Raw genomic sequence first — 25756 nt, forward strand, 5'->3', positions numbered from 1 at the left:
TTGAGATCGCTGACGCTGATTTAGCTTAATTCTGGCAACCGCCACAAACAGCAGTGCGGCGCTGCACAAAAGCAGAAAAAGCCGCCGCGCTGTGCAGAAGAATGTGCGCAGGATCGAGGAATTAGCGCCAGGCGACAGCTATGGCTGCGCTATTTTTCCGCAAAATGTGGCCTCGCCTGCAAGTGTGAAAACGCCCGATTGTCAAACTCTGCCGCCCTTCGTAGGCTGCAAATGATCGCATTTATCCACTTTCTAAATAAATGAAAAATAAATTCCATCCTTTCACCTCTGGGAGTCTGCAATGAAAAAAAGTGCATGGGCAATGCTGTGTCTGCTGTCGCTCTCCACCCCGGCGCTGGCAGAGAAAATTGGCGTCTCAATGGCCTATTTCGATCAGAACTTCCTGACCATCATCCGTCAGGCGATCGATAAGGAAGCCAAAGCGCGCAAGCTGGATGCGCAGTTCGAAGATGCGCGCGGCGATGTCGGCCGTCAGACCGATCAGGTGCAGAGTTTTATCAGCGCCGGGGTGGACGCCATCATCGTCGATCCAGTGGACTCGGCCAGTACGCCCGCCCTGACCCGCCTGGCGCAGCAGGCCCACATCCCGCTGGTCTATGTTAACCGCACGCCGGGCGATAAAACTCTGCCGCCTGGCGTGGTGTTCGTCGGTTCAGATGAGCGTGAATCCGGCACGCTGCAGATGGAAGCGCTGGCAAAGCAGGCCAACTATCGCGGCAACGTCGCCATCATGATCGGTAACCTGACCGACGCCGGCGCGCTGCAACGGACGCGGGATGTGGAGCAGGTGGTGGCGAAATACCCCAATATGAAAGTGGTGCTGAAGCAGACTGCCAACTACGCCCGTAATGAAGGCATGGATCTGATGCTCAACTGGCTGTCGAACGGGGAAGATATCGATATTGTTGCCGCCAACAACGATGAAATGGCGATTGGCGCCACCATGGCGATCGCCCAGGCGAAGCCGAAAAAAACCATTCTGGTCGGCGGCATTGATGCCACGCCGGATGGCCTGAAAGCGCTGGCGAGTGGCAAATTAGCGGTGACGGTGTTCCAGGACGCCGTGGGTCAGGGTAAAAAATCGGTAGAGGTGGCGCAGCAGATGATCAAAGGTGAAAAGGTCGATTCCCACCAGTGGATCCCGTTTGAACTGGTGACGCCACAAAACAGGCAGCATTATCAGGATAAAAATCCGTAAGGCAGGCTGGCGCGGCCGTGATGCCGCGCCATCGGTCACGGCTGATGCAGTAATTTCGCCATCACGACGACATCATGCAGCTTACCGTCACGCAGCGCCGCCTGGCGCAGCAATCCTTCGCGCTCAAACCCCAGACGATGATAGAGCCGGAGCGCCCGTTCGTTGTCGTGGAACACCTCCAGTTGCATGCGGGTGATGCCGAGCCAGTTACGGGAATAGTCGAGCGCGGTGCGGATCAGCTTTTCGCCTACGCCGCGGCCGCTGAATGCCGGATCCACGCCCAGCCCGAAACTGATGCTGTGGCGGGTGCGCGGTTTATTGTCGACAAACAGCGTCAGCTCACCGGCCATCTCCCCGTCGATTTCCGCCACAAACGCGATATAACCTTCGGCATCCATTTTCAGGAACTTTTTCTCCCAGGTCGCGACGCTGGGAAACGGTAGCTGTAGCGTCCAGGGGTAGACATCAGGATGGCTGTAGAGCCGCTGATAGGCGGCGGCATCGTGAGGCTCTCGTCCCCGGATGGTAATTTCCATATTTTCTCCTGTTAGCCGAACGGGTTTGATGCACTAAGCTGTACCTCTTCATCGGACGGAAAGAGTACTGCTATGTTGTATCGCCGTTTTGAACGTTTTATCAATATTTTTCATGATGCTCCCAGCGATTCGCCCCCTGCTACGGTCTGGTCCTTTTACGCCTACTATCTGCGTCAGGTCTGGCCGAGTTTTGCTGCCCTGCTGCTGGTCGGACTGGCGTCAGCGCTGATCGAAGTGGCGCTGTTCAGCTACCTGAGCCGCATTATCGACCTGGTGAATCATTCGACGCCCGCCACCCTGTTCAGCGATAACTGGCCGCTGCTGCTGTGGATGGGCGCGGTGGCGCTGATCCTGCGACCGATTTTCATCGCCCTGCACGACATGCTGGTGCACCAGAGCATCAGCCCGAGCATGACCAGCATGATCCGCTGGCAGCATCACAACTACGTGCTGCGTCAGAGCCTGAACTTCTTTCAGAACGATTTTGCCGGCCGTATCGCACAGCGCATTATGCAGACCGGCAGTTCGCTGCGGGATTCATCCGTACAGCTGGTCGACGCCATCTGGCACGTGCTGATCTACTCCGTCACCTCGCTGGTGCTGTTTGCCGAAGCGGACTGGCGACTGATGATCCCGCTGGTGCTGTGGATTCTGGCCTACAGCGCCTCGCTGCGTTTCTTTGTGCCGCGCGTCAAGGCGCGCTCGGTGGTTTCATCAGAAGCGCGCTCTAAGCTGATGGGAACCATCGTCGACGGCTACACCAATATCACCACCATCAAACTGTTTGCCCATAGCGATCTGGAGCGACAATACGCACGCGAAGCGATTCAGGAGCAGACCGACAAAACCCAGCACGCCAGTCGCATGGTCACCAGCATGGATCTGACGCTGTCGGCGCTGAACGGCATGCTGATTGTCTCGACGTCCGGACTGGCGCTGTGGCTGTGGAGCCAGTCGCTGATTAGCGTCGGGGCGATTGCGCTGGCGACCGGTCTGGTGATCCGTCTGGTGAACATGTCTGGCTGGATCATGTGGGTGGTGAACGGCATTTTCGAAAACATCGGCATGGTACAGGATGGCCTGAACACCATTTCTCAGCCGCTCAGCGTGCAGGATGCACCCGGCGCGAAGCAGCTGAAGGTGACACGCGGCCAGATCCGCTATGAAGATGTGCGCTTTGACTACGGCGGCGGACGTCAGGTGATTAACCAGCTCAACCTCGATATCAAACCCGGCGAGAAGATTGGCCTGATCGGCCCGTCCGGCGCCGGTAAATCGACGCTGGTTAATCTGCTGCTGCGGCTGTATGACCTGAACGGTGGCCGGATTGTGATTGACGATCAGGATATCGCCACGGTGACTCAGGAGAGTCTGCGCAGTCAGATCGGCATGATCACTCAGGACACCTCGCTGCTGCACCGTTCGATACGTGAAAATCTGCTCTACGGGCGTCCCGATGCCAGTGAAGCGGAGTTGCAGATGGCGATTCGCCGCGCCCGTGCTGACGAGTTCATTCCGCTACTCTCCGATCCGCAGGGCCGTACCGGGCTTGATGCGCACGTCGGGGAACGCGGCGTGAAGCTGTCAGGCGGTCAGCGTCAGCGGGTGGCGATTGCCCGCGTGCTGCTGAAGGATGCGCCGATCCTGATCATGGATGAGGCGACGTCAGCGCTGGATTCGGAAGTGGAAGCGGCGATTCAGGAGAGCCTGGAGTCACTGATGCAGGGCAAAACCGTCATCGCCATTGCGCACCGTCTGTCGACCATCGCGAAGATGGACCGGCTGGTGGTGCTGGATAAAGGCGGGATTGTCGAGACCGGCAGCCACGCTGAGCTGCTGGCGCGCAACGGCTTGTATGCGCGCCTGTGGCAGCATCAGACCGGCGGTTTTGTCGGCGTCGATTAATCGCCGCGTCGGTAAGGCAAGGCGTCGCGTGCTTCTTCGGCCCAGCCGCGCACGCCTTCCCGCTCCTGCTGCAGAAAATCCGCCACCGCATCGCGTAAGCCAGGATGCAGCAGATAGTGCCAGGAGTGGGTAATCTGCGGCTCAAAGCCGCGTACCAGCTTGTGTTCGCCCTGCGCACCGGCATCAAACCGCGTCAGGCCGTGCTCAATCGCAAAATCCATTCCCTGATAAAAACAGGTTTCGAAGTGCAGCCGATCGAACTCCGCCAGGCAGCCCCAGTAGCGACCGTATAACGCCTTCTCATCCCGCAGGTAGAACGCCATCGCCGCCGGTTGCTGCTGCAGGCGTGCAATCACCACCATGATGTTGTCCGGCATCCGTTCCGCCAGCAGGCTGAAGAAATCCCGCGTCAGATAGGGCTGCTGACCGCGCACCGCGTAAGTGTTGGCGTAGCAGGTGTAGACAAAATCCCACTGATCTTCGCGCAGCCGATCGCCACGGTAGCGCTCGAACACAAAACCGCTTTGCATCACCTGTTCACGCTCTTTGCGCAGCTGTTTACGCTTACGCGACATCAGCGTGTCGAGGAAATCCTGAAAGTCCCGGTAGCCGCGGTTGTGCCAGTGGTACTGACAACCGAGCCGCGCCAGCCAGTCCGGCTGTTCGGCCAGCAGCTGGTTGGCCTGCGCATCGGTAAAGTTAATGTGCGCCCCGCTTAACCCCTGCTGCTGCAACCTTTCCGGTAACGCCGCCAGCAACTGCGCCGCAGCCACGCTGTCGCCCAGCAGGCGCGCCCCGCTGACCGGGCTGAAGGGAATAGCTCCCAGCCATTTAGGGTAATAGCGGATGCCGGCCCGCTGGCTGGCATCTGCCCAGGCGTGATCGAACACATACTCGCCCCACGAATTGCGTTTACGGTAGCCCGGCAGCGCGGCACGGGTGATGCCGCCGTCACGCCACAGCAGATGATCCGGCTGCCAGCCCGATTCGGGCCGCACGCTGCCGCTCTGTTCCAGGGTAAGCAAAAAAGCGTGGCGCAAAAAAGGCTGATCGTCAGGCAACAGCGCATCCCACTCGGCGGCGGCGATCTCCGCCAGCGAAGTCAGGTGAAACAGCGACATGAAAAACTCCAGACAGCAACGGGCGAACGATCAGTCAAGCAGGTTTTCTGCGCCAGCGAAAGGGTGAAGGCACGCAATGTGAAGGCTGCACAGCCTGCCCGCACGCCCTATACTGCGATTTTGCCTCCTGACTGGAATCGCCATGGATCGACTCGAGTGTGACCGGATGTTTGTCACGGTGCTGGAAACCGGCAGTTTTTCGGCGGCGGCGTTACGGCTGGGCACCAGCAGCAGCCAGGCCTCCAAGCGGGTATCGAAGCTGGAACAACAGCTTGGGGTTCAGCTGTTTAAACGCAGCACCCGCGCCCTGTCGCCAACCGACGTCGGGCGCAGCTATTACGAGCGGGTAAAAAACCTGCTGGATGCCTTTGATGCACTGGATGCCAGCGTGCGCGAAAGCGCCAATACGCCCACCGGCCGGCTGAAGATCAGCGCACCCGGCTCTTTCGGCACCGCCGTGTTGTCGCCGGTGCTGGTGGCGTTCGCCCGGCGCTATCCGCTGATTGAACTCGACGTCAGCTTTTCCGATCGTGCGGTGAACATCGTCGATGAGGGATTTGATCTGGCGATTCGCATCGGCAACTTAAGCGACAGCAGCCTGGTGGCACGTAAGATGGGCGAGGTCCATGTGCGCATCGCCGCGTCACCGGTTTATCTTGAGCAGTTCGGTAAACCGCAGCACTGGCAGGATATCCGCCAGCATCAGTGCATTATCGACACCAACTTTCGCGATCCGCTGCACTGGCCGTTTGCCGATGGCAGCGGCGAGATGGTCAGCATCCCGATTCAGGGCCGCCTGCGCTTCGCCAATACCGAAGCCTGTTTGCAGGCGGCGATTGCCGGGCTGGGCATTGCGCGACTGCCGGGGTTCATCGCCGCGCCCGCGCTGCGGCGCGGTGAGATCGTCCGATTGCTGGAGAACTTTGATATTCCGCCCCTCGGCCTGTTTGCTGTCTATCCGCCAGCCCGCCATCTGGCGCACCGGGCGCGCCTGCTGATTGACTTTCTCGCCACCCATTTCAGCGAGGTTCCGCCAGATTGATTCCGTCCATAATGGAATAAATGATTGTCTTTTTGGCTGGATTATCACTCATTCTGTCATCAGTTAAGCTACTGCTCAGATCAACAGAGGAGTGGCATCATGTTAGTAGCGGGGAAATGGAGTGGTGACTGGCATCCGGTGCAGGCTACCGATAAACAAGGCGGCTTTGTCCGTCAGGATGCCGGTTTCCGGCACTGGATCAGCCACGATGGTTCAACGGAATTTGCTGCGGAACCGGACCGCTATCATCTCTATGTGGCGCTGATCTGTCCGTGGGCCTCGCGCGCGCTGATCGCCCGTAAACTCAAAGGACTGGAATCGCTGATTAGCGTGACGGTGGTCGAGCCGCAGCTCGGCGCGCAGGGCTGGCGTTTCGGTGAGGCGACCGCTGCTGACCGCGATCTGCTGGACGGGGCGCACTATCTGCATCAGATTTACACCCGCGCCGCGCCCGATTTTACCGGCCGGGCCACCGTTCCGGTGCTGTGGGACAAGAAAACCGCCACCATCGTTAATAACGAGTCGGCTGACATCGTGCGGATGTTTAACAGCGGCTTCGGCGATCTGGCGGACAACCGTCTCGATCTCTATCCCGCCGCGCTGCGTGCAGAGATTGATGCGCTCAATGCCAGTCTCTATCCCCGGCTTAACAATGGCGTGTACCGCGCCGGCTTCGCCACCACCGCGAACAGCTACCAGCAGGCGTTCAGCGAGGTGTTCAGCCAGCTTGACGAACTGGAGTTGATGCTCAGTGATGGCCGCACCTTCCTGCTCGGTGAACGTTTGACTGAAAGCGATATCCGGCTGTTCGTCACCCTGATTCGCTTTGACGTGGCCTACCATGGCCTGTTCAAATGCAACCTGCGCCGGGTGCGCGATTACCCGTTGCTCAATCGCTATCTGAAAAGCATGCTGTCAGTCTCCGGCATCCGTGAGACCGTCAACATTGAACACATCAAACAGGGTTATTACTCGATTTCGGCGCTGAACCCGAACGGAATTGTTCCGGCAGGCCCGGATCTAAGCGAGTACGGTTTATAAAGCCCCTTTTTAAGGAACAGCAATGGCAAAAGCACTGGTGATATTTCTGCATGGCGTCGGCAGTAACGGCGACGATCTGGCACCGATTGGGCGTCACTGGGCGGCCTTATTACCGGATGTGGTGTTTGCATCGCCGGATGCGCCTGCAGCGTTTGATGGCGGTTTTGGCTATCAGTGGTTCAGCCTGGCCGGCGTTACGCCAGAGAACCGTCCGGCGCGGGTACGGGCGGCGCGGGCAGCGTTTGACGCCACTCTCAGCAACATTATCAGCCAGCACGGCTTCGCCGAACGCTGGCACGAGGTGGTGCTGGTGGGCTTTTCGCAGGGGTCGATTATGGCGCTGGATGCGCTGGCATCCGGCCGTTATCCGCTGGCGGGCGTGGTGGCATTTTCAGGGCGTCTGGCGTTTGACGGCGAGCTGACGCCGCAGCCTCATCTGCCGGCCATGCTGATCCACGGCCATGCCGATGAGGTGATCCCGTGGCAGGAGAGCGAATCCGCGGCTGCGCGGCTGAAACAGGCGGCAGTGCCGGTTGAAACCCTGTTTGAGCCAGCGACCGGCCACACCATTTCAGCACAGGGCGCTCTGCATGCCGCCGCGTTTATCGGGCAATGCCTGCAGGATTAAACACTACGACCAGTAGCGGCTTAATGCCTGCCACGCCTGCCGGGCAGCCACCTCAGGCGGCAGGCGTTTCAGCGTATCATTAAACACTTCAATGCCAACCGGACCCTGATAACCGGCACTTTTCAGCTTATCCACAAAGCGTCCGATGTCGATAATGCCGTCACCGGGTAGCAGGCGCTGATGACGCGCGATGTCGATCAGACTCTGCTTATCCTGCGGCGGAACGGCAGCCATATCACACAGTTGCACCTCGTAAATCCGCTCGGCAGGAATGCCATCCAGCTGTGAAGCGTCGCCGCCCAGCGCACAGATATGGAACAGATCGACCACCAGCCCGATGTTGGGCTGATCGAGACGCTGTAATCGCTGCCACGCCAGCGGCAGGGTGTTATCCACGCTGCACCACGCCATCGGCTCATACATGATGCGCATGTTGTAGCGCGCGGCTTCCGACGCCATCCAGCGCAGGTCATCATCAATCTGATCGGCGCAGCAATCCTCACGGGTACTGGCCGGAGCCTGAATGGTGTCACACCCCAGCGCCTGGGCAATGTGGATAAACTGACGCAGCTCTTCGCGCTTCTGCCCGCGCAACGCGCTGGGCGCGCCGGTGAAATCACGCAGCACCTGCAGATTGGTAAAGCCGGGTCCCTGCTGAGCGGCAATCCGGGCCAGCGCCGCGGCACCGCCGTCGCAGGCCTCCACGTCCTCACGCCAGATTTCGACCTGGTCAAAACCGGCATTATGCGCCGCCTGTAGCTTCTCTTCGGGCTCACCGTTTAACAACACCAGGTTAAGGAATGTTGGATTACGACTCATCTCTCTGCTCCTTAATCGTCCGGAATAATCGGTGAAGAATAATCAGCTGCAACGCCGCACACCTTGCGGCCTGGGAAACATCGCAGCTAAAACAGTATCTACCTCTTAAGTGTTATGGCATGCCGCAATTCACGGTCCGTCAGGCCAGCAGCGTCATCAGTGCGAAACCGGCAAACGCCATCAGCAGCGAGCCGATGACATGCACCAGCGCACTGGCCATCGCCCAGAGGTACTTACCTGATTGTAGCAATACCATTAATTCTGCCGTAAACGAGGAGAAGGTGGTCAGCCCGCCGCACAGGCCGGTGATGATCAATAGCTTCCACGCCGGGTCAATTTCCGGATGGCGGACAAACCAGGCCATCGCCGCGCCAATGATCAACCCGCCGATCAGATTAACCAGCAGCGTGCCGGGCGGCAGGTTGGGAAATAAAGCATTGAAACGTACCGCGAACAGCCACCGCAGCACACAGCCAGCAGAGCCGCCAATCATGACGGCGAACAACGGTTTCAACATGTCTTGCTCCTGATTGCAGATTTCACGCCGGGCTGAGGGGAGAGGCAGAGATAAACCGCGCCTGACACCTCAGCTCCCGCGAAAGGATACACCGAGTGTCAGGCGTCATCAGCCGGGGTAAAGCCCGCCGGCGGTTGGGGAAGGTGGCACGCCATCACCTTAAGCGAAGGATAATACGATGCGACTCTCCGGCTGGCAACTGAGTGGCCACCGCAGCGGTTGCCGCTGAAAACCTTGACGACGGCGCGGCGGTCAGGGTAATGCTGAGCGTTGAAGGCAGCGACCCGGAGAGTCTATGCGTACCCTGATTATTGATACTGACATTGGCGTCGACGATGCGTTTGCGCTGGCCTACGCGGCACGAACTCAGCGGCTGCTGGGCATCACTACCGTTTTTGGCAACGTGGCGGTGGGCCAGGCGGTGAAAAATGCCCGGCTGTTCTGCCAGAAAATGGCGATTGAGGCGGACGTTTATCGCGGCTGTTCCCGGCCGCTGGCGCAGCGTACGAGTGCGCCCGCCACGCTGCACGGCGAAGATGGGCTGGGCGATGCGTTTGATAACCCGTTCAGCGACGCAGCGCCCAGTGCGGTGCAGTTCATTATCGACAGCGTGCGGGCCCATCCGCAGCAGATCACCCTGGTGGCGATTGGCCCGCTGACCAACATCGCCAGCGCCATTAATCAGGCACCGGACATTATTCCGCTGGTTAAAGAGCTGGTGATCATGGGCGGCGCATTCGGTACCGGCGGTCATAGCGGCAACGTGACGCCGTTCAGTGAATTCAACATCTGGAAAGATCCGTACGCCGCCGATCAGGTGCTGACGTCGGCGCTGAAGGTGGTGGTGATACCGCTGGATGTCACCCACCAGGTGCTAATCACCGGCGATGACGTTCAGCGGCTTAACCAGCCGGTTCTGAGCGCCATCTGCCGGCCCTATCTTGCTTATAGCCTGGCGAAAGAGGGCTTTGCCGGCATGGCGCTGCACGACACGCTGGCGCTGGCGTGGCTCAGTCTGCCGGCGGCCTTCACCTTAACGGAAAGCCCGCTGCGGGTGATCACCGAGGGGATCGCCTGCGGCCAGACGGTGCGTAAGCTGAGCGCGCTGGCTTCGCGCCACGATCCGTTTGATGGTCTGCCGTCTCAGCGCATCGCACTGGCGGTAGATGCCGGTGCGGTAAGGTCACACTTCTTTCAGACCCTGACGCTGCTGCACAGCAATCAGCGATCGAAATGAATCACGCCTTTGATCAGTTCGCGGTTGTTGATCACCTGCGACTCAAAGGTATCCGCCAGCGTTGAAAAGTCGAGATGGCGATTAAGCATCATTTCAGCCCGCAGTGCGCCGCTGGCCATTAACTCACGTACCCGATCAAAATCTTCACGGGTGGCGTTGCGGCTGCCCATCAGGGTGGTCTCTTTTTTGTGGAATTCGCTGTCCGGGATCACCAGATCGCCTTTATGCAGTCCGACATAAACGATGGTGCCGCCATGACGCATCAGGTTCACCGCGTTGTTCATCGCCGCCGGGCTGCCGGTGGCGTCGATCACTTTGAGCGCCAGACGCCCGCCAAACTGCTCGCGTAGCGCAGTGTAAAAATCCTCTTCCGCCGGATTGAGCGCTGCCAGGCCGAGCTGGTCAGCCACGTGCTGGCGACGGAACGCGCTGGTATCGGCTACCACCACCTCAGCGCCACTGGCAGCCGCAATTGCCGCCACGCCCAGGCCGATCGGACCCGCGCCGACCACTAATACCTGCTCACCGGCCACGATAGCGGCACGTCTGACCGCATGGGCACTGATGGCGAACGGTTCAATCAGCGCGGCCGCCTCCGGCGCGACATCATCAACCACCAGCAGCGTGCTGACCGGTACGCTCAGGTAGTCGCAGAAACCGCCATCCTGATGGACGCCAATCACTGAAATCTGCTCGCAGCAGTTGGTCTTGCCGCTCTGACAGGCGTCGCAGCGCAGGCAGGAGATGTAGGGCATCAACGCGACCCGCTGACCCGGTTCAACGCCGCTCGCGCCGCTGCCCAGCGCCACCACTTCAGCACAGAGTTCATGGCCCAGCACCCGCGGATAGCTGAAGAACGGCTGGTTGCCGGACCAGGCGTGAATATCGGTGCCACAGATTCCGGCGGTGAGGATTTTAATCAGCGCTTCACCGGCGCCGGGTGTTGGTTGTTCGCGCGTGGCCCAGACCATCTTACGTGGCTCGGCGATGACCAGTGCTTTCATTGTTGTCATGGTGATTCTCCGGGTTGTCCTGCAGGCAGTTATGGCGAATCCTGCCTGCGGCGCGGGATTCGATGGCGGGAAGTGTGAAGCACGACGATTTTTTTGGGCTTTGAATGGTTTTTAATGCGTAAAAAACCGGAGGACGGGATGAGCCGCAGTCAGAATTTACGTCACAACGTGATTAACCAGATGCTGGAAAGCATCGCCCAGCGCCATATTCTGTCGCCTCTGCCTCCGCAGGCGGCGCTGGCTGAGATGTTCAATATCAGCCGCACCACGGTACGTCACACCCTGCACTATCTGCATCAGCGGGGCGTGCTGGAAAAGGTCGATCAAACCTGGGTGATCGTGCGCGATCCGTGCGAAGACGACGGGTTCAGTGCGCTAACGCCGCCGATTGAGCAGCAGGCCAGCCACTTCGAACAGGTGTTTTTTAACATGATTAACCAGCGCCAGCTGGTGCCTGGCGACACCTTCAGCGAGCTGCAACTGGCTCAGCAGGTCAAAGTCAGTCCGGTAGTGGTGCGGGAGTTTCTGCTGCGTTTTATGCGATACGATCTGCTGGAGCCGGTCAAACGGGGCCAGTGGCGGATGAAGAAATTCAGCCAGGATTACGCGGAGAAGCTGTTTGAGCTGCGGGAAATGCTGGAAACCCACGCGCTGAGCCGTTTTTTAAATCTGCCAGCCAGCGATGAACGCTGGGTACAGGCGCGGGATCTGCTGGATCGTCACCGATCGATGCGTGACACCATCGCCAGCAACTACCGCCACTTTGCCGCCCTGGATCGGCAGATGCATTCACTGATTTTATCCGCCGCCAATAATCCGTTTTTCAACCAGTCGCTGGAGATCATCTCTGTGATATTTCACTCACATTATCAGTGGGATGAGAGCGATCTGAAGCAACGAAATATTGTGGCGCTGGAGGAGCATATGGCGATTCTGACCGCGCTGATTGGCCGACAGGATGTCGATGCGCTTTGTGCATTACATAACCATCTGGCGACGGCTAAAACCTCGATGGTGCGCTCGATTGGTCAGTACAATTAAAAACCGATTAAAAACCACAAAGCATTAGCTCCCGCACGATTCAGAAACATCTTTGCAACATCTCTTCTCCTTTGCTCTTAGTCTCGACTGCAACGTCATGGCGGCCACTTGCCGCTGCGCGAACCCCCCTCTTCACCATAACGATAACTACCCACCTTCGGGAGAGTGCAATGGAAAAGACATCAGTGACCGGCCACGACAACGTGTCCGGCGGAGCGGCGCCAGGCCAGGATTACGTTCCAATGCGCGGCGATATCGTCCGCTCACCGCGCATCCGCAAAATTCAGGTGACAGCCATGCTGTTGCTGCTGTTCGCCGCCATTATTAACTACCTCGACCGCAGTTCGCTGTCGGTGGCTAACATGACCATCCGCGAGGAGATGGGTCTGAGCGCCACCGAAATCGGCTTCCTGCTCTCCGCGTTTTCTCTGGCCTACGGCCTGGCGCAGCTGCCGTGTGGCGCGCTGCTGGATCGTAAAGGGCCGCGTATTATGCTCGGCATCGGCATGTTTATCTGGTCGCTGTTTCAGGCGGCATCGGGTCTGGTACATAACTTCACCCAGTTCATCCTGGTGCGTATCGGCCTCGGCATTGGTGAAGCGCCGATGAACCCGTGCGGCGTTAAAGTGATCAACGACTGGTTCAATATCAAAGATCGCGGCATGCCGATGGGGATGTTTAATGCCGCCTCAATGATTGGCCTGTCAGTAGCGCCACCGATTCTGGCTGCCATGATGCTGGTGATGGGCTGGCGCGGCATGTTTGTCACTATTGGTATCCTCGGGATGTTTCTCGCCATTGGCTGGTACATGGTTTACCGCGATCGCGATAACAACACCCTGAGCGCTGAAGAGATCCACTATCTGCAGGCGGGCAGCGTCGCCTCGCGTAAAGAGCCGATCAGCTTCAAAGAGTGGCGCGGCCTGTTTAAGCAGCGCACCATGTGGGGCATGATGATTGGCTTCAGCGGCATTAACTATACCGCGTGGCTCTATATCGCCTGGCTGCCGGGTTATCTGCAGTCGACCTATCATCTGGATCTGAAGAGCACCGGCCTGCTGGCGGCGATTCCGTTCCTGTTTGGTGCGGCGGGGATGTTGCTGAATGGCTATGTGGTCGATTCGCTGGTGCGTCGTGGCTTTAACGCGGTAAAAACCCGCAAGGTCTGCATCGTCAGCGGTATGCTGCTGTCCGCCGGCTTTACCGCCGTGGTGACCCGCGCCACCGATACCACCAGTGCCGTTACCCTGATTGGCATGGCGCTGTTCTGCATTCACTTCGCCGGCACCTCATGCTGGGGCCTGATTCACGCCAATGTGACGGCCCGCATGACCGCATCGGTCGGCAGTATCCAGAACTTCGCCAGCTTTATCTTCGCCTCCTTCGCGCCAGTGATCACCGGTTGGGTGCTCGACACCACCAAATCGTTCAGCATGGCGCTGATGATTTGTGCCTGCGTGACGCTGGTTGGCGCACTGGCTTACCTGCTGCTGGTGCGCAAACCGATCACCGACGGCGAGTAATCCCGCCTGACGGCGCAGGCGTTACGTCAGCGCCGTCAGGGTGACTCCATGTTTCGCGCCATAACGCTGGATGCCGGTGATTACCTTCTCCACACTCAGCGGCGGCGGCGGCGGTAACAGCGGCGCCCGTTCCCGTAATGCCGAGTCAAAGCGGGCGAAAGTGGCGAAATCGCGCGGGAAGCGCTCCTCATCCACGCCAATCAATGCACCCTCCTCCCGGGCATACGCCAGTAGCGCCTGCCAGCGCGCAATCTCCGCCAGCCCGATGCTGTCGGTGCCGTGCGAAAACAGCATCATGTCGATGTTGCGGAACGGTGGCTGTTTCTCAAGGAAACGCTGCAGTGCCGCAGCAGAGGGCTCGGTGCAGAACACCAGCCAGAACGGGATAGCGTGCTGCTGCATGCTGCACCAGGGGTCCATCAGCAGAAAACTGTCCACCGTCAGGCGGGTCGGTAAAATGCCGGCGGCCAGATACCAGTCGCGGTAGATCTCCGCCACCACATAACTCATCGCTTCCGGATCTTCATAACGAATCTCCATCAGCTTCAGGCCCTGAGCCTCCGCCAGTTTTTTCAGCGGCGAGATCAGATAACCATCCAGTCCCCATTCCGCTTCCGGCACATGATCGGTAATGGCAGGCGGGGTCCAGCGTTCGCGATCAATGCCGTAGCGCGCCAGGTATTCCGCCACCCGCGGACCGCCCTGTAAGTACTCTTTTTCGGTTGCGCCGCCGAGCGCGCCAAACTGAAAGAACGAGCGATCGCTGGTGCGGGTCACCGGCCACTGTCGGGTACAGTGATTGATAAACAGCGTTGATCCGGCCGGCAGGCTGCCCATCAGGAATTCGTTGAACGCCAGCGGCAGCGCGCGCAGTTTCAGCCGGAAGTAGCGCATCTGATCGAGCATCAGCCGATCCTGATTCGGGTCCTGCATGTGATGCACCGCCAGCCGTGGCCAGGCAGCCAGCAGCGCGGCGGCAATCTCCTTGCCCTGCTCAAAGCTCGCCTGCGCATCATCCGGATCGTTATTGGCGGCCCGCACCGGGCAGAGGAAAGTCTGGGGCAGCCAGGGCACGCCCATCGCCGCCGCCAGATGTATCAGCGCACCGTTCGAGGAGCCGATAAAGGCCGCCGGATAGTCCTGCTGCGGGTATTCACTCACCATCCATTCGGCGATCCCTTCTACATCCAGCTCACCGGCCTGACGCAGCGTGATGCCTTCTGCCATGCCGCCCAGCGCGTAGCCCCACTCGCGGAGTCCGGTCGGCAAGCGGTTAAGCGACGGCAGCAGACGATCCAGCGTCGGTGACTGACTGGGGCTGGCGAAGGGCCGATCGTGCAGCGCATTGGCCAGCGCCAGCAGCATCGCCGCGGCAGAGTCGAAACGGGCAATCCCTTTCGGTGGTTTACTCATGCTGATCCTCCTGCTGGATACGCGCCAGGAACGGGCGGATGGCGCTACAGAAACTCCACGGATAGACATAATGCAGGGTGTGCGTCCCGTCGCGCAGCGTGAGGGTTTCGCTGTGCGGCATCAGGGCGGCGAGTTCATCCAGCCAGCGCGCCGGACACACCGGGTCGCGCGAGCCGCGCAAAAGCAGGGTTGGCGCGCTAATGTACGTCAGGCGATGTTCGATATGGTCACGCATCATGGCACGCATGGTGCCGAAGGCGCGCCGCAGACCGGCTTTGGCGTAATCAATGCGCGCCAGCGGTCCCGGCGGACGACGTGCTTCCAGACGACCGTTACGCCAGTCGCGCCAGAGCTGACGCGGCAGGCTGCGGGCGTGACGATCGACCGTCGGCCCCTGCAGCACCAGTCCCGCCACCGCCTGCGGATATTTTACCGCCAGCGCCGCCAGAATCTGGCAGCCAAACGAGTTGCCCACCCAGATGGCGCGCTGGAATCCGTTGTGCTGCAGCCACAGCCACAGCGCGTCGGCCAGCTGATCCACCGACATCACCGGCGCCGAGGCCGGCAGCGCACTGGCCCCGAAACCCGGCAGGTCAGGCACCAGCACGTGATAATCGCGGCTTAATGCCAGCGCCAGCGGTTCCATCGCCCGGCCGGACATCACCAGACCGTGAACCAGCACCACCGGCAACCCCTGGCTCTCATTCGGTGTGACGCGGGTAAACATCCGCCAGTCGCCAATCTGCTGATAATAACCGGCCAGCCCGGCGTGGTGACTGCGCGGCGACACCGGCGGCGTCTGCTTCAGCTGCTGCCAGCGTTTCATGCCCCACAGTGTGGCCGCCACACCTAACCCAACGCCTGCCACGATGGCCGCCTGTTTTCGTCGATGCTTCTGGATCATCCGCTGCTCCTGTTTCGGGGGGATAACTCAGTGTAGGACGGGATTTCGCAGCAGGCGGGTTATCAGATTAACGGTGTGACAAATTGCGCTTCGCGGCGAGAGGGGTTACGCAATCACATTGCGCAGACGCCCAATCTGCTCAATTTCTACTTCAACCACATCGCCGGAGAACATAAACAGCGGCGGTGTGCGTTTTTTACCGACGCCACCCGGCGAACCGGTGATGATCACATCGCCGGGCGACAGCGGGCTGAAGGCCGAGATGTATTCAATAATTTTTGCTACCGGATGCACCATGCTGCCGGTGGTATCGTTCTGCACTTCCCGCCCGTTTAACCAGGTTTTGATCGCCAGCTGCTGCGGATCGGGGATGACATCCGCAGTGGTCATCCAGGGTCCGAATCCGCCGGTCTGCGGCCAGTTTTTGCCGGCGGTAAACCAGGTAAACTGCATGTCGCGCACGGTCGCATCCATAAAGCAGCTGTAACCCGCCACCGCCTCCAGCGCGTTGGCAGCGCTGACCTGATGGGCCGCTTTGCCGATGATCACCGCCAGTTCGCCTTCAAAGTCGAACTCCTGAGTGATAGCGGGCTTTTGCAGCGGCTGGTCATGGCCGGTGAGCGAGTCGGCGAAACGCACAAACAGGGTCGGCGCATCGAGCGTCTCGGCAAACTCTTTTCGTTTATCGGCGTAGTTCATCCCGACGCAAAACACCTTGCCAGGATTCTCAATCACCGGCAGAAAGCGGATGGCGCTAAACGGATAGTCGATTGGCATGGTGTGAAAAGCATGGAGATCGGCCAGCGATGAGCGGCTCAGAAAGGTTTTTAAATCGGCGCAGGCTGCACCGAAGCGTAAACCGAGATCCACCACGCCGTGCTCGCGCACGATACCGAAACTTTTTTTGTCCTGGTCAGGAAGAGAGAAACTGCAAAGCTGCATTGCTGCCCCGTTGTAATCGCGAATTTTCAGATTTTTACTGAGAAAAGAGGCGCGCAGGGTAACAAAAGTCATCGGCAAAAGCGTACACAGTTATGCTCATCGGATCTGCTGCTGATCATTCAGCAGCGTAATAAGCGCTGGAATGATCAGCAAAAAGGATTTTCTGTGGCGTCAGCGATCGCTGTTGACGGCAAATTGCGGGCGGAAACGAGGCGGTGAATGGGGTAAAGCGCGGGCGGTGGAACAGAAGAAAAAGTGATAATCATCGGTCGATCCCTGACCGCGATTATCGAGGGTTTTCTGCGGCGTGCTTAGTACATCGCACCCGGCGGTACGTGTTTGAAGGTTTCGACGTAAGCGCGGAACACGTAGTTAAAAATGCGTTTCATGTGACACCTGATGCAAAATTAGTTGAAGAAATACGCGAAAAGTATAACTTCAGCGCGTTTTTTCGGCAATAAATTTTGAACCAGATCACAAAATTGAGTTTATTTTGCGCAAAAAACCGTTAAGCGGCCTGACCGAGATGTTGCAGCAGAATGGTCGCGCCGACGGCAATCAACACCAGACCGCCCAGCACTTCCGCCCATTTGCCGAGTACCGGACCAATAAAGCGGCCCACCAGCACGCCGGTGGTGGCCATGACGGTGGTGGCGGCCCCAATGGTCAGCGCGGTGGTAATAATGTTGACCTGCAAGAAGGCCAGACCCACACCGACCGCCAGCGCATCAAGGCTGGTCGCCACAGCGGTAGTGGCCAGTACCATAAAGCCATGGCTCTGCGGCGCTTCACAGGGTTCTGCGACGGCGGTTTGCCGGAAACCTTCCATCATCATGCGGCCGCCTAAAAACGCCAGCAGGATAAAGGCGATCCAGTGGTCCCACGCCATGATGTAACGACTGGCGGCCAGGCCAAGCGCCCAGCCAATCAGCGGCGTTAAGGCTTCGATTGAGCCAAAAATCAGACCGGTGCGCAGCGCTTCTTTAAAACCCGGACGATGCAAGGTGGCACCTTTGCCCAGTGCAGCAGCAAACGCGTCCATCGACATACCCAGTGCAAGAATTAAGGTGGCAATAAAGGTCATGATTTATTCACCTGGGGCGAAAAAGCGGCAATTCACGCTGTATTCACCACACAAAGTGTTCAGTAATGAAAAAGTGCGCGCAGTCTACCACGCAACCGCAGAGATAAAAAGACAGTAAAATCATGGATTTAAGTATAGCAAAGGCTATAACTTTTATCATTCGCTATGTTTCGCGCTAAGTCGATGGTGGTAAAGCATTTTCTGACAGTTTTCCGCAACGATAATCGGCTTGTCTGGCCACTGCGTCTGCATTCCCTGATTGAACCCCAGCGCTGATTGCCGGAAAATGCCTGGCTTATTATTACGGGATGCCAGTTATGAATAACCCTTTTGAATCTTTAATCGTGCCTGGCGGCATTTTGCTGTTGGGGTTTCTCTCTGCCCTGCTGCTGCCTGCGCCAGCTTTTAGCCTGTCGGTGGCACAGCATCTGCAGCAGATGCTGCATTTGCAGGATCTTAACCAGCTCTACACCGTGGTGTTCTGCATCTGGTTTTTACTGCTGGGCACGGTGGAGTTTTTTGTGATTCGCTTCGTCTGGCGCCGCTGGTTCAGGAGCTGAGTCAGGCAGTCTGCGCATCGACCAGCGCTTTCAGACGTGCTGCACTGCGCGCATAGCCATCACGCGGTAACTGAGCCGCACCGAGCAGCAGTCCGGCACAGCGTTGTTCGTCGCGCTGATACCAGATCGACAGCGGTGACGGGGCCATGCCATAGGCCAATGCTTGCTGCGCAATCAGCTGATCCGGCGTACCGGCCGGCAACCTGACAATCACCGCCAGCCCGGCACGTTGCACCTCGGGGAAATGGGGTTGCAGAGCGGCCATCATCTGCTCCAGTCGTTCGTGGTAGACCCGCTTCATGCGCCGCAGATGCCGCATGAAGTGCCCTTCCCGCAGGAAAACGGCCACCGCATCATGAAGCAATCCCGACGAGGCCGGTGCTAACAGCGCACAAACTTCCGCAAAACGCGAGACCAGGGCGGGCGGGACCACAATAAAGCCAAGCCGCAATCGCGGCGTCAGCGATTTGCTGAACGTACCGATATGCAGCACCCGTCCCTCGCTGTCGAGCGCCGCCAGCGCCGGTGCAGCCCGGTGACCAGGCTGCAGTTCGCCCAGATAATCATCCTCAATGATCCAGCGCTGTTGATGGCTGGCCCAGTTAAGCAACGCATGGCGGCGTGCCGGCGACAGAGTGACGCCGAGCGGGGCTTGCTGGCCCGGCGTGACCAGCGCAAACGCCGCATCCGGTGCCCGCGCCAGACCTTCCTCAACCTGCAGACCTTCGGCATCGACTGGCACCGCAACCGGCCTTACCCGCAGGGTTTCTACCGCCTGCCGGGCGACCATAAAGCCCGGATCTTCCAGCCAGGCCTGCTTCCCCTGAAAATCCATTGCCAGGCCAATCAGCCCCATCGCTCCGGCATAGCCATTGGTGATAAAAATTTGATCGGCATGACAGCGCACCCCGCGCGCGACCGCCAGCCAGGCTACCAGTGCCTGACGCAGTGCCGGCGTGCCGCGCGGATCGGGGTAACTGGCCGGTTTCCCGACCAGTGCCCGCGTCTGACGTTGCAGGATGCGCAGCCAGACTTTGGCCGGAAAGCTATCGCTGGCGGGGATGCCCATCTGGAACGTCAGGGGCGGCGAGTCGTAATCCTCTCCGCCCTCACGCAGTGACAGCGGCACCACAGCCTGGGCGCCAGCGGCTTCGCTCAGCACCGGCAGTGGATTCACAAAGGTACCGGCCGCGCCCCGGGTATGCAAAAACTGGCGATCCACCAGCATGTCATAGCTGGCGCGCACCGTACCGCGAGCGACGCCGAGCTGGGCCGCTAAATCACGGCAGGAAGGAAGCCGTGCGCCGGGTGGCAAGCGCTGGTCGATGATCGCCTGTTCAATCTGCTGCCGCAGCTGCTCGCTCAGACCCCGCGCCTGGCCGCGTTTAAGCGTCAGCGTGGCGAAAAGCGATGGGCCCATTAAATCGTCATTTTTTGGCACTTTTGCTGTTCCATGGAAAAGCCGACAATTGCCTCAACCCACATCAATGAGGCAAAAAAATGAGTGAACGTATCGATTTTAATCAAGTCGCCCCAGCCGGGATGAAAGCGCTCGGCGGTGTTTACCACTATCTGACACAAACCGATTTGCCGTTACCCCTGTTGGAACTGGTGTTCCTGCGCATCTCGCAAATTAACGGCTGCGCCTACTGCATCGACATGCACAGCAAAGCATTGCATAAAGCCAATGTGAGCTGGGATAAAATTGTGCTGACCGCGGTGTGGAATGAATCGGGGAATTTATTCAGCGATCGCGAGAAGGCGGCCCTGCGCTGGGCAGAGTGCCTGACGCTGATCGCCAGCGCGGGCGCACCCGATGAGGATTATGCCGCACTGCAGGCCTGCTTTAGCGACAAAGAGATTGTCGATTTGAATATCGCCATCGGTCTGATGAACACCTACAACCGCATGGCAATCAGTCTGAAAAAGCTACCGGCGTCTGTGTCAGGTCAGTGAGGCAGTCCGATGCGTGCGCCGTGGCGCGCGCATTTCATCCTCACAAAAATGTAACATTATTTTTACACTGACCGCCTGAAACCGGCGCTGATGCACTTTTAGACTATTCCTTACTCACCGATAACTGCCTGAAATTCAGTGAATTAAATAATTCCTCTCTGTAACCCACTCAGCGGGCGCTGCACCATGATGGCGCGTTCCTGCAACAACCAACTCTCTTAAGCTACTGAGTTCTCAATAAAAAATCACTTATACTGCCTCTGCCGCCATGATTAATTCTTATGCTGAATCATTTCTGCATTTAAAAAATAAACAAATGTTTAATTCAGATGCGAGAATGTTATATTCGCATGACAAAGCATAACGTGCAGTTAACCCGTTATCACCGCTTTAACCTATACCTGAGTCTTAACCTTTGAGAAATAGCGCAACGCGCTCGAAAGAAGCGTGACTATTTCGCCTGCAAAACTGTTGAGCTTCAGGTCAACAGAAGAGGAGATGTCGCCTCATGTGCAATTCAGCAGTAAACCTTGCGCTCGCGATGAGCGCCATGGCAAAGGACACCACTACCGCGCAGGAGCGCAAAGACGTTGACGTGTTGCTGATTGGCGCGGGCGTGATGAGCGCCACCCTGGGCGCATGGCTGCAGGATCTGGAACCGGACTGGTCTATCGAAATGGTAGAGCGGCTGGACAGCGTGGCAGAAGAGTCATCCAATGGCTGGAACAATGCAGGCACCGGCCATGCCGCGCTGGCCGAGCTGAACTATACGCCACAGCGTGCCGATGGCAGCATCGACATCTCTAAAGCGGTGACGATCAACGAATCGTTCATGATTTCCCGTCAGTTCTGGGCCTCACAGGTGCAGAAGGGCAACCTGCGCATTCCAAAAAGCTTTATCCACAGCACGCCGCACATGAGTTTTGTCTGGGGCGACGACAATGTCGAGTTCCTGCGCAAACGCTTCCAGGCGCTGCAGAAAAGCACTCTGTTCCGTGGCATGGCCTACTCCGAAGATCCGCAGCAGATTGCTGGCTGGATCCCGCTGGTGATGAAAGGCCGTGATCGCAGTCAGAAAGTGGCGGCCACCTGGACCGAAATGGGAACCGACGTCAATTTCGGTGAAGTGACGCGCCAGCTGATCGCCTCCTTACAGAAGAAGGCCAATTTCCGCCTGCGTCTGCGTCAGGAAGTGCGTGAACTGACTCGCCTGAGCGATGGTCGCTGGCAGGTTACGCTGCAGTGTCTGGCGAGCGGCACCCGCCGCACGCTGACCGCCAGAAATATCTTTATCGGTGCTGGCGGCGCGGCGCTGCCGCTGTTGCAGAAAGCCGGCGTACCGGAAGCCAACGGCTATGCCGGTTTCCCGGTAGGCGGCTCATTCCTGGTGACTGAAAATCCGCAGGTGGTGGCGCAGCACATGGCCAAGGTCTACGGCAAAGCCAGCGTCGGCGCACCGCCGATGTCGGTACCGCATGTCGATACCCGCGTGCTGGATGGCAAGCAGGTGCTGCTGTTCGGGCCGTTTGCCACCTTCTCCACCAAGTTCCTGAAGCAGGGTTCATTGCTGGATATGTTCACCTCGCTGAACAGCAGCAATATGCTGCCGATGGTTAAAGTGGGGCTGAAAAGCTTTGATCTGGTGAAATATCTGATGGATCAGGTGCTGCAAAGCGATCGCGATCGGATGGATGCCCTGCGCGCCTATGTGCCACAGGCGAAGCAGGAAGACTGGCGTTTAGTCACCGCCGGTCAGCGCGTGCAGATCATCAAAAAAGATGAGAAAGAGGGCGCGGTACTGCGTCTTGGCACCGAAGTGGTTGCCTCGCAGGATGGCTCGATTTCGGCGCTGCTGGGTGCTTCGCCAGGAGCCTCAACGGCTGCGCCGATCATGCTGGAGCTGCTGCACAAGGTCTACCCTGAGCAGATGGCATCGCCAGAATGGCAGAATAAAATCCGCGCCGTTATTCCGTCATGGGGACGCAAGCTGAACGGTGACGTGGCGCTGACCGAGAAGGTGCTGGCGGAAACCAGCCGTATTCTGCAGCTCGATTACACCCCGGTAACGCCGATGGCTGCCAACGATGAAGGGCGCGAAACCGCCTTTGTTGTCGGTAAGTAATTCAGTCCCTGCTCTCTCAAGGCCCCCGCTGTGGGGCCTTTTTGTTTGCCGCTCGCCTGGTTGACTGCGCTATTCTCTATTAGGGTTAAGAGATGTTTTAGCTGAACTTTCAGAAGGAAACGGCATGTCTCAACCCAACGTTGCACCGGAATTCGAGCTTCTTGACCGCTACTGGCGCGCGGCTAACTATTTGTCTGTCGGGCAGATTTACCTGATGGACAATCCACTGCTGCGCGAACCGCTGAAACCAGAGCACATCAAACCCCGCCTGCTGGGTCACTGGGGCACCACGCCCGGTCTGAATTTTATTTATGCTCACCTCAACCGGATTATTCGCCAGCGCGATCTGAATCTGATCTATGTCTGCGGACCGGGTCATGGTGGTCCCGGCATGGTCGCCAATACCTGGCTGGAAGGCAGCTACAGCGAAATTTATCCGCATGTCAGTCAGGATGCAGCGGGTATGCAACGCCTGTTTAAGCAGTTCTCCTTTCCAGGCGGTATTCCCAGCCACGCGGCACCGGAAACGCCCGGCTCCATTAATGAAGGCGGCGAACTGGGCTACTCGCTGGCGCATGCGTTTGGCGCAGCGTTTGATCATCCGGAACTGATTGTGCCGTGCGTGATTGGCGACGGCGAAGCGGAAACCGGACCGCTGGCCTCCAGCTGGCACGGTATTAAATTCCTCAATCCTGCGCGGGACGGTGCGGTGCTGCCGATTCTGCATCTCAACGGTTACAAGATTGCCAATCCGACCATCCTCGGCCGCAGCAGTGATGAAGACCTGCGCCAGTTGTTCAGCGGTTACGGCTATGAGCCGCTGTTCGTCAGCGGCGATCAGCCTGAAAAAATGCACCCACTGATGGCGGAAGCACTGGATAACGCTTTCAGTAAAATTGCCGCCTTCCAGCAGCAGGCGCGCACTGGCAAAGCCAGCAGCGGCGTACCGCGCTGGCCAATGATTGTGCTGCGCAGCCCGAAAGGCTGGACCGGCCCCAAAACCGTGGATGGCAAAAAAGTGGAAGGTTTCTGGCGGGCGCATCAGGTGCCGGTCGCGGCCTGCCGTGAGGATGAAGGCCATCGTCAGATTCTCGAAGCCTGGATGCGAAGCTATCAGCCTGACGATCTGTTTGACGAGCAGGGACGGCTGAAACCGGAGCTGCAGGCGCTGGCTCCGCAGGGCGATAAGCGCATGGGCGCCTCTCCATATGCCAACGGCGGCCTGCTGCGTCGCGAGCTGGATACACCGGACATTGCCGAATTTGCCTTCGATACCGGCGAGCCGGGCTCGCAGATGGCGCAGGCCACCGAGCAGCTCGGCCGCTACCTGCGGGTCCTGTTTGAGCGTAACCTCGATAACTTCCGCCTGTTTGGCCCGGACGAAACCGCCTCTAACCGCCTGACGCCGGTGTTTGACGCCACCAGCCGCACCTGGCTGGAAGCAATAGAACCTTACGATGAGCAGCTGGCGCGTGATGGCCGGGTGATGGAGATCCTGAGCGAGCACCAGTGTCAGGGCTGGCTGGAGGGCTATCTGCTGACCGGCCGTCACGGCCTGTTCAACTGCTATGAAGCCTTTATTCATATCGTCGATTCGATGTTTAACCAGCATGCCAAGTGGCTCAAAGTGACGCGCAAACTGGGCTGGCGTAAACCGGTCTCATCGCTCAACTACCTGCTCTCTTCTCACGTCTGGCGTCAGGATCACAATGGTTACAGCCATCAGGACCCAGGCTTTATCGATCATGTTGCCAACAAAAAAGCCGATATCGTACGCATCTACCTGCCGCCCGATGCCAATACGCTGTTATGGGTTGGCGATCACTGCCTGCGTACCTGGGATCGGATCAACGTGATTGTGGCCGGTAAGCAGCCCGCGCCACAGTGGCTGGATATGGCGAGCGCCATTCGCCATTGCGAAGCGGGTATGGGAGAGTGGCGCTGGGCCGGTACCACGCCGGATGATGCCGAACCGGATGTGGTGATGGCCTGTGCCGGCGATGTGCCAACCATGGAGACGCTGGCGGCGGTCGACCTGCTGCGTGACTATCTGCCCGAGCTGCGAATCCGGGTAGTCAACGTGGTCGATTTAATGGCGCTGCAGACCCAGGATCAACATCCGCATGGCAAGTCAGACCCGGAGTTTGATGCGTTGTTTACCGTGGATAAACCGGTGATTTTTGCCTTCCACGGCTACCCGACGCTGGTGCATCGGCTGACGTATCAGCGCAATAACCACCGTAACTTCCATGTGCGCGGCTTTATTGAAGAGGGAACCACCACCACGCCTTTTGATATGACGGTGCTGAATGAGCTTGACCGTTATCATCTGGCGCAGGAGGCGATCCTGCGCGTGCCGGGGCTGGCCGATGCGCATCCTGAACTGCTGGACGATCTGCAGGAGCGCATCGCTGAACATCATCGCTATGTGCGTGAACACGGTGAAGATGTGCCGGAGGTGCAGAACTGGAAATGGCCTTCGGCAACGGCACCCGGCGCACCGGATTAAATGGCCTGCAATGCGTCCGTCAGCATCCAGACGGTGGTCGCCACCAGCGACAGCGCCATCAGGCTGTTAAAGAGCTGACGCTTCCAGGCAATTTGCAGATGGCTGCGCAGGCGATCGCCGAGCGCAGCCCAGATCAAAATGCAGGGCAGATTCAGCAGCATAAAGCCGAGCATCACCGTCAGCACGCCGCTGCTGGCGCTGTACAACAACGCCACATTGGTCGCCATCAGCCAGGCTTTGGGATTGATCGCCTGGAAACAGGCGCCGCCCAGTAACGTCATTGGCTGCGGTTTGCTGCGCGCTTCAGGTGCCGCAGCCCGAAAAATCTTCCACGACAGCCACAACAGATAGGCACAGCCTGCCAGCGTCAGCGGCAGGCGAATCGCCGCCATCCAGTGCAGTAATACCTCCAGCGCGACCCCGGCGATCACCGTTTGCAGCGCGCAACCCACCAGAATGCCAAACACCATCGGCAGCGTGCGGCGCATGCCGAAATTGACGCCTGAAGTCGCCAGCAGCAGGTTATTCGGGCCAGGCGTAATGGACATAACGGTCACGTAACTGAAAAAAGAGGGATCAAGCATGATGGCACTCCTGATTATCAACAGAGCTTCATGCTACGGC

The 25756-nt window shown here is 58.6% G+C and carries 24 protein-coding genes and 1 riboswitch; of the genes, 12 read left to right on the plus strand and 12 right to left on the minus strand.

The annotated features are described in order from the left end of the window. Positions 1-301: 301 nt before the first annotated feature. Positions 302-1219 carry a sugar ABC transporter substrate-binding protein gene (locus FHW04_RS09535; protein ID WP_031377163.1) on the plus strand — a complete coding sequence of 306 codons (918 nt, stop codon included), beginning with the start codon at positions 302-304 and terminating at the stop codon, positions 1217-1219. Positions 1220-1254: 35 nt separating this feature from the next. On the opposite strand, the gene FHW04_RS09540 is transcribed toward FHW04_RS09535, so the two are convergent. Next, entirely contained in the window at positions 1255-1755 is a 501-nt protein-coding gene (locus FHW04_RS09540; RefSeq protein ID WP_089561882.1) for a GNAT family N-acetyltransferase, read from the minus strand. 72 nt (positions 1756-1827) lie between these two features. On the opposite strand from FHW04_RS09540, the gene FHW04_RS09545 reads away from it, so the two are divergent. Then, positions 1828-3660, plus strand: a complete 1833-nt coding sequence (locus FHW04_RS09545; protein ID WP_089561883.1) for an ABC transporter ATP-binding protein — start codon at positions 1828-1830, stop codon at positions 3658-3660. On the opposite strand, the gene FHW04_RS09550 is transcribed toward FHW04_RS09545, so the two are convergent. Further along, positions 3657-4781, minus strand: a complete 1125-nt coding sequence (locus FHW04_RS09550; RefSeq protein ID WP_089561884.1) for a GNAT family N-acetyltransferase — start codon at positions 4779-4781, stop codon at positions 3657-3659. The two genes, FHW04_RS09545 and FHW04_RS09550, sit on opposite strands and share 4 nt — an antisense overlap. A 142-nt stretch (positions 4782-4923) precedes the next feature. Between FHW04_RS09550 and FHW04_RS09555 the strand changes: the two genes are divergently transcribed. The 3 genes from FHW04_RS09555 to FHW04_RS09565 all read left to right on the plus strand — a co-directional run bounded on the left by FHW04_RS09555 (position 4924) and on the right by FHW04_RS09565 (position 7492). After that, positions 4924-5823 (plus strand): LysR family transcriptional regulator, encoded by a 900-nt coding sequence (locus FHW04_RS09555; RefSeq protein ID WP_089561885.1) that lies wholly within the window; start codon positions 4924-4926, stop codon positions 5821-5823. A gap of 99 nt (positions 5824-5922) precedes the next feature. After that, complete coding sequence (locus tag FHW04_RS09560; RefSeq protein ID WP_031377158.1) at positions 5923-6864, plus strand: glutathione S-transferase family protein; 942 nt, start codon at positions 5923-5925, stop codon at positions 6862-6864. Between the two features lie 22 nt (positions 6865-6886). Next, entirely contained in the window at positions 6887-7492 is a 606-nt protein-coding gene (locus FHW04_RS09565; protein ID WP_089561886.1) for an alpha/beta hydrolase, read from the plus strand. A gap of 3 nt (positions 7493-7495) precedes the next feature. Here the strand turns inward: FHW04_RS09565 and FHW04_RS09570 are convergent, their stop codons facing one another. Together FHW04_RS09570 and crcB are read right to left on the minus strand one after the other, a co-directional pair. Continuing rightward, positions 7496-8311 carry a sugar phosphate isomerase/epimerase family protein gene (locus FHW04_RS09570; protein WP_089561887.1) on the minus strand — a complete coding sequence of 272 codons (816 nt, stop codon included), beginning with the start codon at positions 8309-8311 and terminating at the stop codon, positions 7496-7498. A 139-nt stretch (positions 8312-8450) separates the two neighbouring features. Continuing rightward, on the minus strand, positions 8451-8828 hold the full coding sequence (crcB, locus tag FHW04_RS09575; protein WP_031377156.1) for a fluoride efflux transporter CrcB: 378 nt from the start codon (positions 8826-8828) through the stop codon (positions 8451-8453). Between the two features lie 92 nt (positions 8829-8920). Next, positions 8921-8996, minus strand: a riboswitch (Fluoride riboswitch). Positions 8997-9123: 127 nt separating this feature from the next. Here crcB and FHW04_RS09580 point away from each other — a divergent pair. Continuing rightward, a complete protein-coding gene (locus FHW04_RS09580) occupies positions 9124-10065 on the plus strand; it encodes a nucleoside hydrolase (protein ID WP_089561888.1) in 942 nt (313 codons plus the stop codon). Here FHW04_RS09580 and FHW04_RS09585 read toward each other — a convergent pair. Continuing rightward, a complete protein-coding gene (locus FHW04_RS09585) occupies positions 10050-11078 on the minus strand; it encodes a zinc-binding alcohol dehydrogenase family protein (protein ID WP_089561889.1) in 1029 nt (342 codons plus the stop codon). The genes FHW04_RS09580 and FHW04_RS09585 overlap by 16 nt on opposite strands. Before the next feature lie 138 nt (positions 11079-11216). Here FHW04_RS09585 and FHW04_RS09590 point away from each other — a divergent pair, with 138 nt between their 5' ends. Together FHW04_RS09590 and FHW04_RS09595 are read left to right on the plus strand one after the other, a co-directional pair. Next, positions 11217-12119 (plus strand): GntR family transcriptional regulator, encoded by a 903-nt coding sequence (locus FHW04_RS09590; protein WP_031377153.1) that lies wholly within the window; start codon positions 11217-11219, stop codon positions 12117-12119. A gap of 170 nt (positions 12120-12289) precedes the next feature. Further along, positions 12290-13642: an MFS transporter gene (locus FHW04_RS09595; RefSeq protein ID WP_031377152.1), complete on the plus strand. Its 1353-nt coding sequence runs from the start codon at positions 12290-12292 to the stop codon at positions 13640-13642. A gap of 21 nt (positions 13643-13663) precedes the next feature. On the opposite strand, the gene FHW04_RS09600 is transcribed toward FHW04_RS09595, so the two are convergent. The 5 genes from FHW04_RS09600 to mntP form a co-directional block, all read right to left on the minus strand. Beyond that, on the minus strand, positions 13664-15055 hold the full coding sequence (locus FHW04_RS09600; RefSeq protein ID WP_069729075.1) for a hypothetical protein: 1392 nt from the start codon (positions 15053-15055) through the stop codon (positions 13664-13666). After that, positions 15048-15959 carry an alpha/beta fold hydrolase gene (locus FHW04_RS09605; RefSeq protein ID WP_069729074.1) on the minus strand — a complete coding sequence of 304 codons (912 nt, stop codon included), beginning with the start codon at positions 15957-15959 and terminating at the stop codon, positions 15048-15050. The genes FHW04_RS09600 and FHW04_RS09605 overlap by 8 nt, the downstream gene beginning before the upstream one ends. Positions 15960-16064: 105 nt before the next feature. Continuing rightward, the gene (locus tag FHW04_RS09610) at positions 16065-16901 is read right to left on the minus strand and encodes a fumarylacetoacetate hydrolase family protein (protein WP_089561900.1); all 837 of its coding nucleotides are present in this window, start codon (positions 16899-16901) and stop codon (positions 16065-16067) included. A 311-nt stretch (positions 16902-17212) separates the two neighbouring features. Then, the gene (azuC, locus tag FHW04_RS09615; protein ID WP_122983632.1) at positions 17213-17290 is read right to left on the minus strand and encodes a stress response protein AzuC; all 78 of its coding nucleotides are present in this window, start codon (positions 17288-17290) and stop codon (positions 17213-17215) included. 119 nt (positions 17291-17409) lie between these two features. Further along, positions 17410-17985 carry a manganese efflux pump MntP gene (mntP, locus tag FHW04_RS09620; protein WP_031377046.1) on the minus strand — a complete coding sequence of 192 codons (576 nt, stop codon included), beginning with the start codon at positions 17983-17985 and terminating at the stop codon, positions 17410-17412. A 317-nt stretch (positions 17986-18302) separates the two neighbouring features. Between mntP and FHW04_RS09625 the strand changes: the two genes are divergently transcribed. Further along, the gene (locus tag FHW04_RS09625) at positions 18303-18545 is read left to right on the plus strand and encodes a DUF1158 domain-containing protein (protein ID WP_031377047.1); all 243 of its coding nucleotides are present in this window, start codon (positions 18303-18305) and stop codon (positions 18543-18545) included. A 1-nt stretch (position 18546) separates the two neighbouring features. Here the strand turns inward: FHW04_RS09625 and FHW04_RS09630 are convergent, their stop codons facing one another. After that, entirely contained in the window at positions 18547-19986 is a 1440-nt protein-coding gene (locus FHW04_RS09630; RefSeq protein WP_031377048.1) for a PLP-dependent aminotransferase family protein, read from the minus strand. Positions 19987-20045: 59 nt separating this feature from the next. Here FHW04_RS09630 and FHW04_RS09635 point away from each other — a divergent pair, with 59 nt between their 5' ends. From FHW04_RS09635 to FHW04_RS09645, 3 genes are all read left to right on the plus strand, one after another. Beyond that, complete coding sequence (locus FHW04_RS09635; RefSeq protein ID WP_031377049.1) at positions 20046-20501, plus strand: carboxymuconolactone decarboxylase family protein; 456 nt, start codon at positions 20046-20048, stop codon at positions 20499-20501. A 508-nt stretch (positions 20502-21009) separates the two neighbouring features. Next, a complete protein-coding gene (gene mqo / locus FHW04_RS09640; protein ID WP_089561890.1) occupies positions 21010-22623 on the plus strand; it encodes a malate dehydrogenase (quinone) in 1614 nt (537 codons plus the stop codon). A 124-nt stretch (positions 22624-22747) separates the two neighbouring features. Further along, positions 22748-25132: a phosphoketolase family protein gene (locus tag FHW04_RS09645; protein WP_089561891.1), complete on the plus strand. Its 2385-nt coding sequence runs from the start codon at positions 22748-22750 to the stop codon at positions 25130-25132. Here the strand turns inward: FHW04_RS09645 and FHW04_RS09650 are convergent. Continuing rightward, positions 25129-25716 carry a LysE family translocator gene (locus tag FHW04_RS09650; RefSeq protein ID WP_089561892.1) on the minus strand — a complete coding sequence of 196 codons (588 nt, stop codon included), beginning with the start codon at positions 25714-25716 and terminating at the stop codon, positions 25129-25131. The genes FHW04_RS09645 and FHW04_RS09650 overlap by 4 nt on opposite strands. Positions 25717-25756: the final 40 nt, after the last annotated feature.

This window comes from Pantoea sp. AN62 (genome assembly GCF_050432985.1).
Classification (GTDB): Bacteria; Pseudomonadota; Gammaproteobacteria; order Enterobacterales; family Enterobacteriaceae; genus Pantoea; species Pantoea brenneri.